The sequence below is a fragment of the Proteus sp. ZN5 genome (genome assembly GCF_011046025.1).
In the GTDB taxonomy this organism is placed as follows: domain Bacteria; phylum Pseudomonadota; class Gammaproteobacteria; order Enterobacterales; family Enterobacteriaceae; genus Proteus.
The window spans coordinates 3,258,008-3,275,229 of sequence record NZ_CP047639.1 but is presented as its reverse complement, the minus strand read 5'-3'; the positions used below and the strand labels follow the sequence as shown (position 1 = coordinate 3,275,229).

18 protein-coding genes are annotated in these 17,222 nt (G+C 31.4%); 12 read left to right on the top strand and 6 right to left on the bottom strand.

What is annotated here, in order from left to right:
• Positions 1 to 42: 42 nt before the first annotated feature.
• A complete protein-coding gene (locus tag GTK47_RS15190; protein WP_165124693.1) occupies positions 43 to 495 on the bottom strand; it encodes a multidrug/biocide efflux PACE transporter in 453 nt (150 codons plus the stop codon).
• 100 nt (positions 496 to 595) lie between these two features.
• Here GTK47_RS15190 and GTK47_RS15185 point away from each other — a divergent pair, with 100 nt between their 5' ends.
• Positions 596 to 1,468, top strand: a complete 873-nt coding sequence (locus tag GTK47_RS15185; RefSeq protein ID WP_165124690.1) for a LysR family transcriptional regulator — start codon at positions 596 to 598, stop codon at positions 1,466 to 1,468.
• 62 nt (positions 1,469 to 1,530) lie between these two features.
• Here GTK47_RS15185 and GTK47_RS15180 read toward each other — a convergent pair whose 3' ends face one another.
• Both GTK47_RS15180 and GTK47_RS15175 read right to left on the bottom strand, forming a co-directional pair.
• Complete coding sequence (locus GTK47_RS15180) at positions 1,531 to 1,869, bottom strand: DUF1869 domain-containing protein (protein ID WP_165124687.1); 339 nt, start codon at positions 1,867 to 1,869, stop codon at positions 1,531 to 1,533.
• Between the two features lie 9 nt (positions 1,870 to 1,878).
• Positions 1,879 to 2,211 (bottom strand): DUF1971 domain-containing protein, encoded by a 333-nt coding sequence (locus tag GTK47_RS15175; RefSeq protein WP_165124684.1) that lies wholly within the window; start codon positions 2,209 to 2,211, stop codon positions 1,879 to 1,881.
• 364 nt (positions 2,212 to 2,575) lie between these two features.
• Here GTK47_RS15175 and cbpA point away from each other — a divergent pair, with 364 nt between their 5' ends.
• From cbpA to GTK47_RS15160, 3 genes are all read left to right on the top strand, one after another.
• The gene (gene cbpA / locus GTK47_RS15170; protein ID WP_165124681.1) at positions 2,576 to 3,517 is read left to right on the top strand and encodes a curved DNA-binding protein; all 942 of its coding nucleotides are present in this window, start codon (positions 2,576 to 2,578) and stop codon (positions 3,515 to 3,517) included.
• Positions 3,517 to 3,822: a chaperone modulator CbpM gene (gene cbpM / locus GTK47_RS15165; protein ID WP_165124678.1), complete on the top strand. Its 306-nt coding sequence runs from the start codon at positions 3,517 to 3,519 to the stop codon at positions 3,820 to 3,822. Before cbpA ends, cbpM begins: the two co-directional genes overlap by 1 nt.
• Positions 3,823 to 4,107: 285 nt before the next feature.
• Positions 4,108 to 5,382, top strand: a complete 1,275-nt coding sequence (locus GTK47_RS15160; protein WP_165124675.1) for an amidohydrolase — start codon at positions 4,108 to 4,110, stop codon at positions 5,380 to 5,382.
• A 51-nt stretch (positions 5,383 to 5,433) separates the two neighbouring features.
• Here the strand turns inward: GTK47_RS15160 and GTK47_RS15155 are convergent, their stop codons facing one another.
• Entirely contained in the window at positions 5,434 to 6,366 is a 933-nt protein-coding gene (locus tag GTK47_RS15155) for a LysR family transcriptional regulator (protein WP_165124672.1), read from the bottom strand.
• A gap of 287 nt (positions 6,367 to 6,653) precedes the next feature.
• Here GTK47_RS15155 and GTK47_RS15150 point away from each other — a divergent pair, with 287 nt between their 5' ends.
• Together GTK47_RS15150 and GTK47_RS15145 are read left to right on the top strand one after the other, a co-directional pair.
• The gene (locus GTK47_RS15150) at positions 6,654 to 7,163 is read left to right on the top strand and encodes a hypothetical protein (protein WP_165124669.1); all 510 of its coding nucleotides are present in this window, start codon (positions 6,654 to 6,656) and stop codon (positions 7,161 to 7,163) included.
• Between the two features lie 417 nt (positions 7,164 to 7,580).
• A complete protein-coding gene (locus GTK47_RS15145; protein WP_165124666.1) occupies positions 7,581 to 9,077 on the top strand; it encodes a C69 family dipeptidase in 1,497 nt (498 codons plus the stop codon).
• A 79-nt stretch (positions 9,078 to 9,156) separates the two neighbouring features.
• Here GTK47_RS15145 and GTK47_RS15140 read toward each other — a convergent pair whose 3' ends face one another.
• On the bottom strand, positions 9,157 to 10,053 hold the full coding sequence (locus GTK47_RS15140; RefSeq protein WP_165124663.1) for an AraC family transcriptional regulator: 897 nt from the start codon (positions 10,051 to 10,053) through the stop codon (positions 9,157 to 9,159).
• A gap of 379 nt (positions 10,054 to 10,432) precedes the next feature.
• Here GTK47_RS15140 and GTK47_RS15135 point away from each other — a divergent pair, with 379 nt between their 5' ends.
• The 5 genes from GTK47_RS15135 to lpxL all read left to right on the top strand — a co-directional run bounded on the left by GTK47_RS15135 (position 10,433) and on the right by lpxL (position 14,626).
• Positions 10,433 to 10,765, top strand: coding sequence for an MliC family protein (locus GTK47_RS15135; protein WP_165124660.1), 333 nt, complete (start codon positions 10,433 to 10,435; stop codon positions 10,763 to 10,765).
• Between the two features lie 200 nt (positions 10,766 to 10,965).
• Positions 10,966 to 11,502: a GNAT family N-acetyltransferase gene (locus GTK47_RS15130; RefSeq protein WP_165124658.1), complete on the top strand. Its 537-nt coding sequence runs from the start codon at positions 10,966 to 10,968 to the stop codon at positions 11,500 to 11,502.
• Between the two features lie 260 nt (positions 11,503 to 11,762).
• A complete protein-coding gene (locus GTK47_RS15125; RefSeq protein ID WP_165124656.1) occupies positions 11,763 to 12,620 on the top strand; it encodes an alpha/beta hydrolase in 858 nt (285 codons plus the stop codon).
• A gap of 396 nt (positions 12,621 to 13,016) precedes the next feature.
• On the top strand, positions 13,017 to 13,229 hold the full coding sequence (locus tag GTK47_RS15120; RefSeq protein WP_006537332.1) for a cold-shock protein: 213 nt from the start codon (positions 13,017 to 13,019) through the stop codon (positions 13,227 to 13,229).
• Positions 13,230 to 13,696: 467 nt separating this feature from the next.
• Positions 13,697 to 14,626: an LpxL/LpxP family Kdo(2)-lipid IV(A) lauroyl/palmitoleoyl acyltransferase gene (lpxL, locus tag GTK47_RS15115; protein WP_165124654.1), complete on the top strand. Its 930-nt coding sequence runs from the start codon at positions 13,697 to 13,699 to the stop codon at positions 14,624 to 14,626.
• 439 nt (positions 14,627 to 15,065) lie between these two features.
• Here lpxL and GTK47_RS15110 read toward each other — a convergent pair whose 3' ends face one another.
• Complete coding sequence (locus GTK47_RS15110) at positions 15,066 to 15,377, bottom strand: hypothetical protein (RefSeq protein ID WP_165124652.1); 312 nt, start codon at positions 15,375 to 15,377, stop codon at positions 15,066 to 15,068.
• Between the two features lie 519 nt (positions 15,378 to 15,896).
• Between GTK47_RS15110 and GTK47_RS15105 the strand changes: the two genes are divergently transcribed.
• Positions 15,897 to 16,649 carry a class I SAM-dependent methyltransferase gene (locus tag GTK47_RS15105; RefSeq protein WP_165126669.1) on the top strand — a complete coding sequence of 251 codons (753 nt, stop codon included), beginning with the start codon at positions 15,897 to 15,899 and terminating at the stop codon, positions 16,647 to 16,649.
• The last annotated feature ends 573 nt before the right edge of the window (positions 16,650 to 17,222 follow it).

Here is a 17,222-nt window from a genome sequence, read left to right as displayed (position 1 = left end):
AATAAGTCATTATTAGGTGCTTAAAAATTTAGACGCTACATGTTAATTACGGGCAATAACGCGTTTTTCTTTACGATCAAACCAATTTTCACGTAATTTATCGTAACTAAGATTAAATGCATATGTATAGAAAAGGAAAAAGGCAAAGAAACCGACTTCTAATAAGAATGCATTCCATAACGACATACTTAATAGAAATGCCAATATTGGTAAACCAATTACCACAAAACTTAATTCAAAACCAATAGCATGCATGACTCGTATTTTTGTTGGTCTTGGTCCTTTGATTAAAGGCCAATAGCGGTCAAAAATCATGTTATAAAATAAATTCAATAACATAGCTAATGTTGATAAAACAATAGCAACAGTTCCCATTTGAAAAATTGAGCGGCCTAAAATCCATGCACTCAGCGGCGCTGTTATTGTAATGGCTATCACTTCAAATGAAACAGCGTGAAAAACGCGCTCAGTAAATGTTTTTTGATATTGACTCATATCCCACCTCAAATTAATTATTTGGCAAAAAACGAGTGCAATTATTGGTGATATTTTGTATATATACAAAATAGGAGCCATCGAAAAAACCGATACCATAATGAACTATTCTATAGAAACTTTGCGTACGTTTATTGAAGCAGCTTCGTTAAAATCATTTTCTGCAGCAGCGCGAAAATTGAATAAAAGCCAGTCGACTGTGAGTAGCACGATCAGTGGATTTGAAGATGATATGGGCTTTGAGCTATTTGAGCGTAAAGGACGAGAGTCAACGCTGACTTTTGCGGGACAAAAAGTGTTGAGCTTGGTTGAAGATATATTAGCGGCTGATGAGCGATTACAGGCATTAAGAATAGACCTGTCTCCAGAAATGGAGCCTCGTTTAAGTTGTGTATTTTCTGATATGTATCAACCACCTTATTCTGAACAACTTTTAAAAATTCTGGATAAAGAATTTCCACATCTTGAATTTGAGTTTCTGGTTGCTGAGAATGATGATGTAATTAACATGCTACAAAATAATCAGGCTCATATTGGTATGATGGAATCACGGATAGAATATCCTGCTGATATTGCCTTTGCTCGTTTACCAGTGAGTGGTAAGTTAGGATTATATGCACATAAAATGCATCCACTTGTGAAAGAAAAGAAAATTAGCTATCAACACTTAACAATGCATCGTCAATTAAGGTTAAGTAGTTGTGCTCAATTCGCTATTAATAGCGAAAAGAACTGGCTAGCTCCTAATTATTTATTGCTACTTGAAATGGCAGAGCAAGAAATGGGATGGGCGATATTACCCACATGGTTAGTTGAGCAATTTGGACATAATTTGTTAGTCAGCCTGAATTATGATCAATTTCCTAAGAAAATAGATATTGACCTAGTGTGGTCGAGAAGTAATCCACCAGGAAAAGCAGGATATTGGATGATAGATAGACTCTTGAAAAATGATCTTAAATTTTCTCTCTAGGTATCAATCACCTTCATTATCAATGGATATAGTGAAGGTGATGTATTTTTTATGGTATTCGATCACCAGCCACAAACATTTGTTTCTTCATCCATATCATAGCCACGTACAATATTGATAAGGTCTTTTACCATTAAACTGGATACATCAGCATCTAATAGATCTGCTAAAAAACTATCTTTATCAACAGAAACACCGTTATTTTTGTTTGTTAATACTAAAGTGAGTTCTTGTAGATCAATATTTACCTTATTTTTTAGCTCATTAACTAAAAGCAAAACTTCTTTAGTGGCAACCTCTGGAATATATAAAATTTTAGGGTTTAGAAATGTTTTTTGAGATTTTTCTTGGCCATTGGTATTAATCAATTCTAATAAGTAGCCTTTATTTTCATCTTTCATATTATTATTTTAACCTTCGGCAAGTATTTTGGGGTCGACATAAAAATCGACATTAAAAACAGTATCTTCAGTTTTTGCTTCTATTTTGTGCCATGTCTCTGGCGGAAACACACCAAATTCACCAGCATGGATCACTAATGTTTCTGTTGGCTCTGGGCTAAATTCATTTGCATATGCGTAATAAACAATCACTCCTTGCATAACAGATAGCTTTGGATAAACCCCTTGTCGGGTTCCTTTATCTAAATGTCTTTCCCAAATAGATTTAGGTGCTGTGTCTTTAGTCCAAAGTGGCGTTGATCGGACATGAATATAGTGAGTGGGAATTATAATTCGTTCCATTTTACCTCTCTAAAAATGAGGGACTCATTTTCTATTTCCTTCTTATTCAAGAAGAAAAATTATCGTTAATACGGCAATAAACTATTGCGCTATTGAATAAAATCTACCTCTTCTAATGAGGTATTTCAAATGCAATTTTAAAGAAAAAAATAATAATATAGTGCTGGATTAATTAATATCTTGTTTTCTTTGATTAAATTATTTTTTAAAAGTTAAATTATTTTTTAAATAAGGTCGTTTTTTAGGCGTTTGGTTGGTGCTATTATAGGGTTTTTACGCATCAATATAATTTGTTTGTTCTATAATTAACCAAGTCTAGGGTATTAATATTTAATTCATTATTTAACATAATTGAGATATCACTATGGAATTAAAGGATTACTACACCATAATGGGTGTCAAACCCACTGATGATACTAAAACGATTAAAACAGCGTATCGCCGTTTAGCGAAAAAATATCATCCCGATGTAAGTAAAGAGCCAAATGCAGAAGAGCGTTTTAAAGAAATTGCTCAAGCATGGGAAATATTAGGCGATGAACAACGTAGAGCTGAATATGATGAACTTTGGGCTCATCGTAACGATCCTAAATTTAGGCAATTTACACAACAACATTCAAATAAGGATCAAGAAAGCTTTAGCCAAGAAGATTTTGATGATTTTTACGCTTCATTTTTTGGTCAACACTCTCCATTTGAAGGTCGTCGATCTCAACAAGCACCTAAACAGCGTGGACATGATTTAGAAATAGAATTAGCCGTTTTTCTAGAAGAATCGCAGGAAGAGCATAAGCGTACGATTAGTTATCACTTACCTGTTTATAATGTTTTTGGAATTTTGGAAAAAGAGATCCCTAAAACTTTGAATGTTAAAATTCCAGCCGGTGTTATTGATGGACAACGCATTCGTTTAAAAGGTCAGGGGACAGTAGGTGAGAATGGAGGCGAAAATGGTGATTTATGGTTAACAATTCGTATTGCGCCTCATCCTCTATTTGATATTAAAGGCCATGATTTAGAAATAGTTGTTCCTGTAGCTCCTTGGGAAGCTGCATTAGGTGCAAAAATTCCTATTCCTACAATAAAAGAAAAAATCTTGTTAACTATTCCTGCGGGAAGTCAAGCAGGACAAAAACTACGTATTAAGGGAAAAGGATTAGTTAGTAAAAAGGTCAGCGGTGATTTATATGCGATTTTAAAAATTGTGATGCCACCAAAATCCAATGAAAAGATGCGCGCATTATGGCAACAAATTGCAGATAGCCAGACCGATTATAATCCACGTAAAGACTGGGAGAATAAATAATGGGTCAATTAACAACAACAGTATTTACCGTTACTGAGTTTTGTCATCATACGGGAATATCAAATGATGAACTCAAAGAAGTTGTAGCTCTAGGTTTAATCGAACCGTTAGAAATTGAAACTCAGGAGTGGTTTTTCGATAATAAAGCGCTTGTAGTGACACATCGAGCATTAAAACTTCATAAAGAGCTTGCATTAGATTGGCATGGGATCGCCATAGCACTGACGTTATTAGATAAAAATGAACAATTAAAACAAGAAAATAGGCAACTACGTCAGCAGTTAATGCGTTTTATAAATGAATAAAGATTAATAAAATAACCACTAAAACTGTAAATAACTTTAGTGGTTATTTTTATGTATAAATTTTATTAATGAATTGTGTTTTTATATTTCTTATTTGCAGATTATCAATATTATCTCTTGTCGTTTTCTTCAATTTCTTACTATTAGAATAGTTGCTTTTAAAATAAGCAAAATGGTGTTGGGATCACATTTAATACCATAACTATTTAGTTATTATAATAATAATATTTTACTTATATTATCACTCTTTTTTTGATAAGAGATTTATTTTTTAAGGGAAAAGTAATGAAGCCGATCCAAACCAATAAATTAATAGAATGGCGTAGAATGTTTCACCAGTTTCCAGAAATTGGCTGGACTGAGTTTGTGACGACAGGCACGATAATCAGTGTACTGCGAGAGATGAATATTGAAGTAAAAGCGGGGCCTCATATTATTTGTCGAGAAAGTATTTTAGGTCGAGATGAAAAATTAGTTAATGAGGCCATCAAAATAGCCGAAGAAGAAGGGATCAGTGCTGAGTTATTGGCTGAAATGGACGGTTTAACAGGGTGTATGGCTATTATTGATACAGAAATTCCTGGCCCTACATTTACCTTTCGTTTCGATATTGATTGTGTTTATGTTCAAGAGTCAAATGACGATATTCATCTGCCTAATAAACAAGGATTTGCTTCGTGCCGTTCTGGATTAATGCATGCTTGTGGTCATGATGGGCACACTGCAATAGGGCTTGGCCTTGCTCATTGGTTAAAACAAAATATTCACGCTTTACGTGGGAAATATAAATTGATATTCCAACCCGCAGAAGAAGGAGTGAGAGGTGCAAGAGCAATAAGCGACAGTGGAGTATTAGATGATACTGATTATTTTATGGGGATGCATATTGGATGTAACTTGAAAAAAGGTGAAATAGCACTCGATCCTTTTGATTTTCTTTGTACCACTAAATTAGATATTTCTTTAAAAGGAAAACCCGCTAATGCTATTGATGAACCAGAAAAAGGAAATAACGCATTAGCCGGAGCATGCTTTTTAGCTAATGAAATATTAGCAACGCCAAGACATGGTAAAGGTATGACACGAGTAAATATTGGAACCTTAATTGCAGGCAAAAATCGTAGCCTAATTCCTAGCTCTGCGAAAATGCAACTAGAAGTTCGTGGGCAAGATGCTGAAATAACACAATATTTATTGGATAGTATAAAAAAATATGTTGATGGTGTTGCAACTGCTTACCAACTAGAAACAAAAATAGATATTACGGGTGAAGCGACGAATTTCAGAAATGATCGAGAAATGATAGATATCATGCAAGGTGTCATTGATGTGCATCCAGATTTATTAAATGTCGTATTACCTTTGGGAGGAAGTGAGGATGTCTCATTAATGGTAAGAAGAGTGCAAGAGAAAAAAGGGAAAGCGATATTCTTCTTAGTAGGTGCAGATCAACGTGATGGACATCATAAAGAAAAATTTGATATCGATGAAGAGGCGCTTTCCATCGGATTAACACTTTTTACTGAAGGTATTCTCTCTATTCTAGAGATGCATAAATAAGAGAAAGGTCTCTTCTATTTATCGATATTGCATAGAATGAGACCTTAATAACTATTTTATTGGGGTAGAAAATAAAGAGGCATCAGGTTGATGTTCTTTAATAAACTCAATATAAAGTTGTGTTTCATGCTCTGTTTTTTGCGATGTAAAAAAACAAATATTACTCATAATCGTCGGTGTAAATTCTCTATAAACAATATCTTCTATTTCAATAGTAGGAAATGAATTAATTAAACTGATCCCTAAGCCATTTTTTACAAAAGTCATAGCTGTATCTTGATCAGACACTTCGGCAATAATATTAGGTTTAGATTTTGATTTATTGAGCGCCCGATCAATAACTGTGCGCCCAATATTACTTTTAACTAAAGCAATAAAAGACTGTTCATGTAAATCATCAGGTGTGATGGTGTTTTTTGTAGATAATTCATGTGTTTTAGGGATTGCACAAATAATTTGAGTTTCTCTCATCGGAATTTGAGTCAAATTATAATTGCTGTTAATGGTCATATTATCAGTAATGACAATATCAGCTTGTTCTTTTGCAATTAAAGAAAGTAGCTGCTCACTTCTAGAAATTTCTAAATGGACATTAACTTGATATTTTTTGATAAACAGAGCGGTGGCCTGATTGATGAAACCGTAGGCTAATGTTGGTGGAACTAGAATTCGTAGACTTCGTTTTTTTTCTTGATGATGAAAATGGCTCAATCGACTGAACGATTCAGCGATATTGGCGATTTCTTCATAAAGCAATAAGGCATCAGAGTTTGGGATTAACTTATTATTTTCACGAGTGAATAATTTTTTACCACAACGTTTCTCGATCTGATTTAATGTCTGGCTTACCGCTGGTTGAGAAATACCCAGCTGTTCTGCTGCATTAGTAACACTTCCCTGATCGATCACGGTTTGTATAATTTCAAGGTCACGTAAAGTTGCCCATCCTCCTGACCAAGAAGTTCTTTTTATATTCATTGTCATTATGTTTTTGCTTTAGTCAGTTTATCTTATATACGATTATACCGTTAATAAATTGATTATTGAATAATAGTGATGATGGGAATTTTAAACAGTTTTTATAAGGAATATTTATAGAATAAAGGCGTAGATTGTAAATGTTATTTGGGATTTATAGCTTTTATTATAAAGTAAACTATATGATATTATAAAGTCTGTAAAATGATGTTATTAAAGGATTAATTATATGAAAAGCCGATTTTTTTAAAGTATTCATTATCGGTAAATGAATTAAAAATACTTCATAAAAAATGAAGCTAAGAGAGAAAAAGTATATTAAAGGTTATGCTTTTCTTTCTAATTTATTGATTTTTTTATTAATTTTATCGGTTTTTTCTGTTTTTTTATTGATTTTAAATGCGATTAATATTTATTTAAATAATGAAATTGTAAGTGATGAATTACAGAGGCTGAAAGATCTTAATCTTTATATTCTTATTACTTTTGCTTCTTTCTTAGTTATGTTGGGAATTTTTTCCTCTCTAGATGATTATTTAACCAAAAAAAATGAAAAAAGAGAAATTGAAGGAGTTGGTCATAATTTTGACTTAAGAATAAATAGAAAGTTTATAGAGCAGAGAGATGAAAATATTTCTCATAAAACTTATTGGCCTGCTGTTATTGATACTTTTGTCTATAAAAAATATATTTTTATAGATTTAGAAAGACATAATTATATAATAATTCCAATAAGAGCCGTTGGAACTATGGAAGAATTCAATCAACTATTTGAATTTATACAAGAAAAAAGTAGAAAATAGATTTCAATAAAATAGCTCCAAAAAATAAAATTGGAGCTGTTTCTTTAGGTTAGCACAATAAAATTAACATAAGTTATTATCCTATTTAATGTGTTGTTATCATCTTTAATATCAATAGTTATTTATATAAATAGCATTACTATCAATTACATTAAAATAATGTTAATAACAAATTTTATCTGATTTCATTTGCATTTTAAATATACCTTTATATAAAACTCATTGATATTGATATGATGCGTAAAGTTAATATTTTTATTTCGAAATATAATGATCATTGAGATATAAATCACGGAATTCCACGCTTTTTCATTGCTAATATTTCGCATAAAATTATCTATCTAGTTTTTTATTTTTATTATAAAAAGATACTTAATTGATCTATAAATTATAAATAACAAGCAAATGGGGAGTTTTATGTCTTTATTCAAAAAAGGTATTATTGCTTTATCCGTTAATATTGCATTAGTTTCTTCTGCTTTAGCCTGTACAACGTTGTTAGCGGGAAGCGAAGCTACAAATGATGGTTCGCTGATTATTGCTCGTAGCGCAGATAGCGATGCATTAAAAGCACAACATTTTGTTATTCATCCGGCTAAAACGAATCAAACGGGTATTTACAGTACCAAAGAACATAACGGTGCTAATAATTTCACTTACCCATTACCTAAGAATTCATTACGTTATACCACTGTACCGAATTGGAAAACGCAACTTCATGGTGCAACAGGATTTAACGAACTGGGTGTTGGTGTCAGTGGTACCGAGTCTATTTTTGCTTCACCTAAAGCGCTTTCTTTTGATCCCTATGTTGAAGATACTGGGATAACTGAAGATGATATTCCAGATGTCTTACTTTCAAGAGTAAAAACAGCCCGTGAAGCAGTGGAGTTATTAGGAAGTATTATTGAAAAACAAGGTGCTGGTGAAGGATTTGGTGTTGCTGTTGTTGATAAAAATGAGCTTTGGTATTTAGAGACTGGAACAGGACATCATTGGATCGCACAAAAATTACCTAAAGATAAGTACTTTGCGACAGGAAACCAAGGTCGATTACAACACTACGATATTAACAGTGATGATGTTTTAGGTTCTAAAAATCTAGTGGAATTTGCTGTTGAGAAAGGGCTATATAATCCTGAAAGAGAAGGAGCATTTAATTTTTCAAAAGCTTATACACGAGATGATGAACGAGATCGCACTTATAATGATCCGCGTGTGTGGGTTATTCAGCAACAATTTAATCCATCATTAAAACAAGCTGTGGATGATGGTCGTAATTTCACGCCTTTATTAACGCCAGAGAAAAAAGTATCTGTTGAAGAGGCTAAAGCGATGCTACGTAATCACTTTGAAGGAACAGAGCACGACCCATATACTAATGGGCTAAATGGTCAAGAATCTTGGCGTCCAATCAGTGTATTCAGAACTTATGAAGCGCATGTTATGCAAGTTCGCCCTGAACTTCCCCAGGAAATAGGTGAAGTGACCTATGTTGGTTTAGGTATGGCGGATTTGACTGCATTTGTTCCGTACTACAGTGGATTAAAAGCTTATCCACAACATTATGGAATAGGAAGTAATCAAGCAGACAGTGATTCTATTTACTGGAAATATCGTAAGTTACAAACACTAGTAATGACAGATTATCCAAAACTCGCACCAATAGTGAAAAAAGCTTATCAAGAGTGGGAAGCAAAAACTGCATTAGAGCAAAAAGAAATGGAAGCTAAATATCTCACTATGGTGAAAACAGATAAAGCCGGCGCAGATAAAATGCTTAATGAATTTAATCTACAAGTCATGGCAGATGCTGAAAAATTAACTGAAAGTTTAACGAACGAATTGTTTACAGTAAGAACAAAAGATATCCAAGACGATATTTTCTTCGCTAATAAGTCAAAGAAAGACTGATAGAAAAGAAGTATTTTAGATATCTATTTTAATAGGAAGATCCCAATTAAATTGGGATCTTTTTTGTGGATAAAAATCATTAAAGAACAGGAATATAGTAGCTAATTTTTTGTATGTAATGGTCACTGTGACCAAGTAATTTATCGTAACCTACAGATTCTTTTAGTGTATATCGTTCGATGTCTGGGCCGGGTCTGCGTAATAAATTCATTTTCGGAAGTACTTTTGTATAGACCGTATAAATAATGTCATCATAGCCAGTCAATGAATCTAAGATTTCATTCATATGAAATGTAATGGCCAGATAGTTGCCACTTGGCAATTCTAATTGTGACATGGTAGAAACATTTGATGTATTTGTTAACTTTTCTTTATCAACAGCAGTGCTATAAATATACATAGTATCTTCTAATGTACTTGCAGATGCTCGATGCATTGCATATAACTCTGTAGGGATTGTATGTACATCTTTTAAAAATTTACGCCAAAATTCTTTTCTGAATTTTTTCTTGTCTGAATCCCATGTTGAAATAGGCTTATTGTAATGATGTGACATACCAACTAATTTTTGAGACGGGAATGTAACTACCTCATATTTAGCACTCAGTTCAACGGTTTCTAATGCAGGAAAAATCAGTTCACTAATATCCCAGCCTGGTTTTTTTCTATATTCCGAAGGCGTTATATTAAACTGTTTTTTAAAGGCTCGACAAAATGTTTGTTGAGAATCAAAGCGATACTTCAATGAAATATCTAATAGGCTACAACGAGTCACCCTTAACGCGTAGGCGCCGCAAGATAAACGACGAGCGAGTATGTATTTTCCTAAAGATATTCCTGTATATGCTTTAAATAAGCGCTGAAAATGCCATTTTGTATAGCCTGATTTCTCAGCAACAATATCTAACGATAAACGTGAATCGAGATTCTGCTCAATCCAGACGATGATATCTTTAACAACATTCTCTTGTAGCATTAATATTCCTATTATTTTTTCTATCGATATTTTTCAACAAGATCGACTTAATTTATTGAACTACAATAAATTTATAGGTGTTAGAATAATAGCATATCGTATAGTGATAGTTACATTGAATAAAGTAAAATAGGCGGGTAATAATGTAAAGTTATGTATTGCAATTTATTTGAATTAAAATTGACATTAATTAAAAAATTGCATTTTAACTCAACCATCAATGATTGATGATTTTTTATTAAAATTAATCTTAAATTAAAATATTTATATGTTTTTTTAGTTTTAATAAAATGCGGAGATATCCTATTTTATCTTTAAAAGATAAAGCCTAGTCTAAATTTATTAGTAAAACCTTACTTGGTTATTTTAGGAGATGTAAATGAATAAGTTACTTTCTATTTCTGCTATTGCTTTAGTTTCTTCATTAATAACAGCTCCTGCTTTGGCAGCTAAAACGGATACTTATAACTGTGAAGGCCAAAAAATCAGAGTTTCTTTTCCTAATGAACAACTAGCTGTAATGTATTACAGCGATGAACTTATCGTTTTAAAAGAAGCTGTTGCGGCAAGTGGTGCTCGTTATGTTGGTGAAAACTTCCAAATTTGGGGTAAAGGAAAAAATGAATTTAATTTAGCAACGATTTCAGAGGATGATGCAGTTAATGGACGAGTTGCTGAAGATAAGGGTCGTACCTGTAAATTAGTAAAATAACGTAAAAACCAGTTATAAAAAAAAGGACAATTTAATTGTCCTTTTTTTTAAGAAAAAGATTAAGTAAAAATAACAATTAAAAATAAGAAACAACAAGTATAAAAAATGATAACGCATTTTTTATCACACAAATAAGTTAGTCATAAAAAAACAAATCAGTTATAAAGATACTCTTATTTTGATTGCTAAATGGTTTTTTTATGATTATTGAATATACATCTAAGCATACTTGTCACTTATCTAAAATAGAGAAAGAAATACTATATTCCTTGTTAATAGAAAGTTTTGGTAATGATTTTTCATTAAATGACTTTCAACATGCATTAGGTGGAATGCATATTTTTGCATATTATCAAAAACAGATGGTAGGGCATGTTGCTATTGTTAAAAGAAATATGGCGATTGATAATAATCCTATATCGGCAGGATATGTTGAGGCAATGGCTGTTTTAAAGGACTATCGCCGACAAGGAATAGGTAAAGAATTAATGACTCAAGCAAATGATATTATCAAGTCTTGTTATCAACTTGGACTACTCTCTGCTTCTGAGAAAGGTGTACCGTTATATTCTCTGTTAGGTTGGCATAAATGGAAAGGTAAGCTCTTTGAATTAAACCAAAATGTTTACAAACAAACAGAGGGTGATGATGAAGGAATTATGGCATTGAGTACCATAAATGAAATTGATTTAACTTCATCGTTATATTGTGATTTTCGTAGTGGCGACCAATGGTAGATCTCTTACTTATTACAGCTAATTTGATTATACTAATAGAGAGTGGTATAAAATTTACTCTTTTTTATTTTTAAAAAACAAAAAATAAATTTCGTTTTATCCATTTATCTGCAACGAAACAAAATTTATTGCGAGTTGATATGAAATCTTACCCTTAGCTAGTCTTAACATTAATTTTTAAAAATAAAACTTAAAAATAGACATTGCTATCCAAATTGGCAGGTAATGTGTTGTCAAAAATTAATAAAAGACAAAATCTAATGAAAATTAAAAACTCAAGAAAATATAATCTATCACTACCAGATAATAGAAATTTAACGTGGTATGAATCGGGCCCTGAGCAAGGTAAGCCAGTATTATTTTGTACTGGTGCGGGTATGAGTGGTTTATTGGGGGTAGAAATTAACCTCTTAAATAAGCTTAATATTCGTTTGATTACACCAACTCGCCCAGGATTGGGCGATTCTACTTTTGATCCTAAAAAATCGTTAAAATCTTTTTCTGAAGATATTTTATTTTTATTAGATCATCTTCGTATCAAAAATATTAATGTAATGGGATTTTCACAAGGTGCTGTTTTTGCGATGGCTCTTTGTGTTTACTGTCATGTTGATAAATTACTGATTGTCGCAGGACAAGATCAATTTGATTATCCTGATACACAAAATAAGCTAACAGATGATGTTGTTAATATGCAGCGTCAAGCTGTTGGATCACCAGATCTGTTAACCAGTTGGATTAAGCAAAATATAACAGCTAAATGGCTAATGGATTTTATTTTAAATTACAGTGCTGATGTTGATTTGGCTATTTATAAATCAGTTGATTTTCTCCCAGTTTATCAAGAATGTATGGCGGAAGCTTTTAAACAGGGTAATGATGGATACACTCAAGATTTACTGATTGCGATGCAACCTTGGGGATTTTCACCTGAAGAAATAAAGACACCAACAACCTTATGGTACGGAATGAAGGATACTAGTACCGTTCATTCTCCGGACTTTGGGGATTTATTATTTCAACGTTTTCCTAATGCTGAGCGGCATTTATGGCCAGAAGAAGGTGGTTCACTTCTGTGGACGAAAACAGAAGAAATTTTATTAGAACTAGCCGATTAAGGTGATGTAGTACATTAATGATAGAGTAGATACTGGTTACCTTAAAAAACAACAGTATCTACTTTTTTATTTATGTTCTTAAATTGAAATAATGAGATAGGTAAAATAGATAATTATTTTTATCTTATAATTATTTTCTAATTTGGTACGTGAAAAATTTTTTTTAAAATAAAGATGAAAATAATTTGCTATAAAACGAATTATATGACTTAATAGCGCCACTGGTTTGGAAGTACAGACCTATTTATGTTAGTGCAGTTTTAAGTAGTTCACCGTTTAGCGTTATCCCTGATACCTCTTCGTTGCGAATTCCTTCAAATAGTGACCATAAGTAAAAATCCGAAATCAAACCGCAAACAATGCCTTATGGCAAAATAATTAATTAAAGGAAATCTTATGTCTAATACAATGACTGGTACAGTAAAATGGTTTAACGATGATAAAGGCTTTGGCTTTATCACTCCTAAAGACGGTAGCAAAGACGTATTCGTACACTTTTCAGCGATCCAAAGCGACAGCTTCAAATCTCTGAAAGAAGGCCAAGAAGTTTCATTTTCTATCGAAAATGGCGCTAAAGGCCCAGCAGCAGCGAACGTAATCGCTCTGTAATCTATTGAGTCGTTATTACTGTATATATTGCTTAATGCGATATCGATACAAGTAAGACCTAAAAAACCTCACTTCGGTGGGGTTTTTTCATATCAATTTCTAGTTTTATTTAAAATTGAGGTAAATTTATTAAAGCGTATCAAAAATAGTATTATTAAAGTTATGTAAGTATTTAATGTAAATTGTTTTAAACTTTAAAAATATATTTACTTTAATACCTGATAATTTTTATAGAAAAATAAATTAATGGAAAAATAATTTCTTATAATGGCAAAATAAAGGCATTAAGACGTTGCCTTCTCAATCAAAAGAAAGAAAAAAATTTTATTAGAATAAAAGATATCAGATAAATCATAAAAAAATAATTTAAGATAAAAAATAAAATTAATATTTAATGACTTATCTTAAATAATTGATGTCTAATTTAATGTGGCTTAAATGCTTTTTAGTTCCTAAAGGACAAACTTGTGTACGCTAAAAATATTTTTTCATTGCATCTATTACACCCAAAATATTTCTTAACTTGGTTTGGGATCTTTATTCTTTTTTTATTAGTACAGCTTCCTTATTCTTGGTTACTTTTTTTAGGTAAACATCTTGGTTTGTTATCTCGTTTCTTTGTCAAAAGAAGAGTATCGATAATAAAGAAAAATTTAGAATTATGTTTCCCTAATAAAGATAAAAATGAAATTAACACACTTGTTATGGATAATTTATCGTCATTAGGTGTCGCATTATTCGAAACGGGTATGGCATGGTTTTGGAGTGATCGTCGATTAAAAAATCTATTTGAAGTACAAGGGATCTCCAATTTCACTGATGCAAATGATAAAAAAGCTGGAATCTTACTCATTGGTATACATTCTATGTCACTAGAGTTAGGTGGGCGCATTATGGGGCTTTGTTTCCCTGTAAATGCGATGTATAGGCCACATAATAATAAAGCTATGGAATTTATCCAAACCAAAGCAAGGTGCCGCTCAGATAAGGGTATGATTGATAGACGTAACTTAAAGTTTATGGTTATGGAATTAAAAAAAGGGAAAGCAATTTGGTTTGCTCCTGACCAAGACTTTGGTTTAAAAGGTACAACATTTTCTCCATTCTTTTCTGTTGAAAAAACATCAACCTCAAAAGGGGTTGCTATATTAGCCAAATTATCAGGAGCACCTTCTTTAACTGTTACTTTGGTCAGAAATGAAAATCAGAAAGGTAAAAAATACAGTTTAATCATAGGTAAAGAACTAATTAATTATCCTTCTGAAGATATTCAGAAGGACACAGACAGAATGAATAAGTTGATTGAAACAGAAATTATGCGAGCCCCAGATCAATATTTATGGGCACACCGTCGTTTTAAAACTCGACCAGCAGGTGAAGCCAGTTTTTATAATTAATGATTAATATATAAAAAAAAGACCAACACATTATGTGTTGGTCACAGTAAATACTGGAAGCAATGTGAGCAATGTCGTTGTGAAAAACCAAGTAAAACACTCAACTATTCACAAGGTAAAAGATAATCATTATCACTTAACTTGTCAACCCTAGGATTTGTATGGGTTTAGAAGATAAGAATAGAGGTGACAAAGTAAAGATAAGAAGATCTGAGGATAGGAAGATAAGAGTTTTTTATAAATGAGTTAAAACAGAGTTAGCAGATATAGGAATAAACTATATCTGCCTAATATATTATAACCATAATAGAAAATACCATTTATATAGTAATGAATTCTAAATCTTGGAAAATATATACTCGTTATTTAATAATAAATATTATTTCTATTTAATAGAGATTAATGTTTATTAAAATATAGGATTTTAAAAGTTGCTATATTAATTGTATACAATATCCATTATGCCTACATTTTCTTTGATCCAATTCATACTCATTGAGCCTTTATTTTCACCTAATTGAGCATTAAACATTTTATTGGGTTCGATTTTATGTAAAGTTTCTTCCATTTCAGTTCCATTCCAGCAATTTGCTTTAAAAGTATTTCCTACAGAGTCGGTCATACAATTTCCCTCTACAATAGAACCTGTAAATGTGATTGTTCCTGAGCCGATAACTTTATTGTTATTCGCCATAGTTGGAGTTGATAATAAAAGTGCTAAGCAAGTTCCGATAATAAAATTCTTTTTCATTCTATATTCCTCAAATATTCTTTATTTGGTTAATTTTTGATTTTTTTTGTGTACGATAAATATCTATTCGTACCGAGTTGATGGACGGAATATTAGAGGAAAAAAATATATCAATCTGTAAAAAATCTTGATGGTTAATGACAACTAGATAAAGATTTATGAATGGTTTCTTGAAAACTTCAAGAATGGAATAATAAGTAAAATTAGAAGTGGATTATATAACTATTTGAATGATATATATTTCCTAAGGTTTGCTTTATTTTCATTAACAAGTTAATTTTATTTAATATTAGTTATATTACTTAATTTTTTTGTGATACATTTTGTTGTTAAAACAAAAAATTAATAAATTGAGCTATTTCAAGATGACAAAAAATTTGTCAAAGTATTTCGACGAGATGACTATAAGAGTAAAAATTATATCTTTATTTGATGGTTTTTATCTAGTTGAGTATTGATATCTTAATTTATCACTTTATTATCATTAAAAATAAACGACAAAAAGAGAATAGACTATTTATGCAGAGTTATCATTCGCTGTCAGCCCAAGTTTACCAAATAGATAAACCTATAGGGTGTAGTTTTGGTGACGTAGAATATTATCAAGAACGTATTAAGGATGTTAATGGTAAAATCTTAGAACCCGCCGTGGGAACTGGGCGTATTTTGATCCCTTTATTAAAAGCTGGATTTAATGTAGAAGGGTTTGATCTTTCAGATGAGATGCTTTATTTCTGTATGGAAAATCTGAGAAGAAATGGATATTCTCAAGATAAAGTGAATAAAGATAATTTGTTGACTTTCCAAGTTGAGACACTTGTTGACGCAATAATTATTCCGACTGGGACTTTTTTATTGTTAGATAGCGAAACAAAAGCACTACAGTCACTTCAACAATGCTATAACGCATTAAATCCAGGTGGACGTTTGTTAATTGACATTAGTTTGGCGCATACCTTTACTCAAGGCCAGTGTTCTAGTCGACAATTTGAAACGCCGGAAGGGGATTTAATTACCTTACAGATAGTAAATGCTGAAATAGATTATATTAATCAATTAACTGTATCTCATCACCGTTATGATAAATGGAGAAATGGAAAAATAATTGAAAGTGAATGGGAAGTGTTTAAATTGAAATGGTTTGGTGTGTATGAATTTAAACGGCTCCTTGAATCTATTGGTTTTGACAAAATAACAATTTCTGGGGATTATCAATATTTACGTGAACCAAATAACGAAACAGAAATTATTACTTTTGAAGCTTATAAATAGAAATCAAACAGGATATTGACAATAAGGCCATAAAATAATGGCCTTTTTAATATCATTAGTATTTTTTCTGATTTTTTGAAAAGATCAAAAGTTGTCTTTGCTATGAAAAAAGAAAACAAGAGAACGTTTAATTTGAAAGAAATAGTGATTTTATTTGCCAGAATTAAAGTGAGTTCTTCAGATAAAAAAATCCCCGCACTAGGCGGGGGAAAATTAAATATCTATCAGTGATGAAATACTAGAACCAATAGTAAGGGAAAAAAATATATCAATCTGTAACAAACTTTTAAAAAAAATAATAAAAATAATTGTAAAATTAAAAGTATTTTTTGAAAAAAATCATAATTACTTGATATTTTGATAATGTAATCAATTGTTTTTAATTGATTTTTAATTTATTAGGGACGTTGGGTTGGAGTGTGTAACTAATAATCATGTTAATTTAACAATAAAATTTATATACATTTAGCTGAGAGTATTGATAAATTCCTTAATTTTTAGAACAACAAAAATACGTATTTATAACTATCTTAGGTAAAAATCAGACAATGATAATGATTGATTATTGCCTGA

Coding starts and splice junctions, on each gene's coding strand:
- GTK47_RS15190 (WP_165124693.1), bottom strand. CDS start 495: ATGAGTCAATATCAAAAAACATTTACTGAGCGCGTTTTTCACGCTGTT.
- GTK47_RS15185 (WP_165124690.1), top strand. CDS start 596: ATGAACTATTCTATAGAAACTTTGCGTACGTTTATTGAAGCAGCTTCG.
- GTK47_RS15180 (WP_165124687.1), bottom strand. CDS start 1,869: ATGAAAGATGAAAATAAAGGCTACTTATTAGAATTGATTAATACCAAT.
- GTK47_RS15175 (WP_165124684.1), bottom strand. CDS start 2,211: ATGGAACGAATTATAATTCCCACTCACTATATTCATGTCCGATCAACG.
- cbpA (WP_165124681.1), top strand. CDS start 2,576: ATGGAATTAAAGGATTACTACACCATAATGGGTGTCAAACCCACTGAT.
- cbpM (WP_165124678.1), top strand. CDS start 3,517: ATGGGTCAATTAACAACAACAGTATTTACCGTTACTGAGTTTTGTCAT.
- GTK47_RS15160 (WP_165124675.1), top strand. CDS start 4,108: ATGAAGCCGATCCAAACCAATAAATTAATAGAATGGCGTAGAATGTTT.
- GTK47_RS15155 (WP_165124672.1), bottom strand. CDS start 6,366: ATGACAATGAATATAAAAAGAACTTCTTGGTCAGGAGGATGGGCAACT.
- GTK47_RS15150 (WP_165124669.1), top strand. CDS start 6,654: ATGAAGCTAAGAGAGAAAAAGTATATTAAAGGTTATGCTTTTCTTTCT.
- GTK47_RS15145 (WP_165124666.1), top strand. CDS start 7,581: ATGTCTTTATTCAAAAAAGGTATTATTGCTTTATCCGTTAATATTGCA.
- GTK47_RS15140 (WP_165124663.1), bottom strand. CDS start 10,053: ATGCTACAAGAGAATGTTGTTAAAGATATCATCGTCTGGATTGAGCAG.
- GTK47_RS15135 (WP_165124660.1), top strand. CDS start 10,433: ATGAATAAGTTACTTTCTATTTCTGCTATTGCTTTAGTTTCTTCATTA.
- GTK47_RS15130 (WP_165124658.1), top strand. CDS start 10,966: ATGATTATTGAATATACATCTAAGCATACTTGTCACTTATCTAAAATA.
- GTK47_RS15125 (WP_165124656.1), top strand. CDS start 11,763: ATGAAAATTAAAAACTCAAGAAAATATAATCTATCACTACCAGATAAT.
- GTK47_RS15120 (WP_006537332.1), top strand. CDS start 13,017: ATGTCTAATACAATGACTGGTACAGTAAAATGGTTTAACGATGATAAA.
- GTK47_RS15110 (WP_165124652.1), bottom strand. CDS start 15,377: ATGAAAAAGAATTTTATTATCGGAACTTGCTTAGCACTTTTATTATCA.
- GTK47_RS15105 (WP_165126669.1), top strand. CDS start 15,897: ATGCAGAGTTATCATTCGCTGTCAGCCCAAGTTTACCAAATAGATAAA.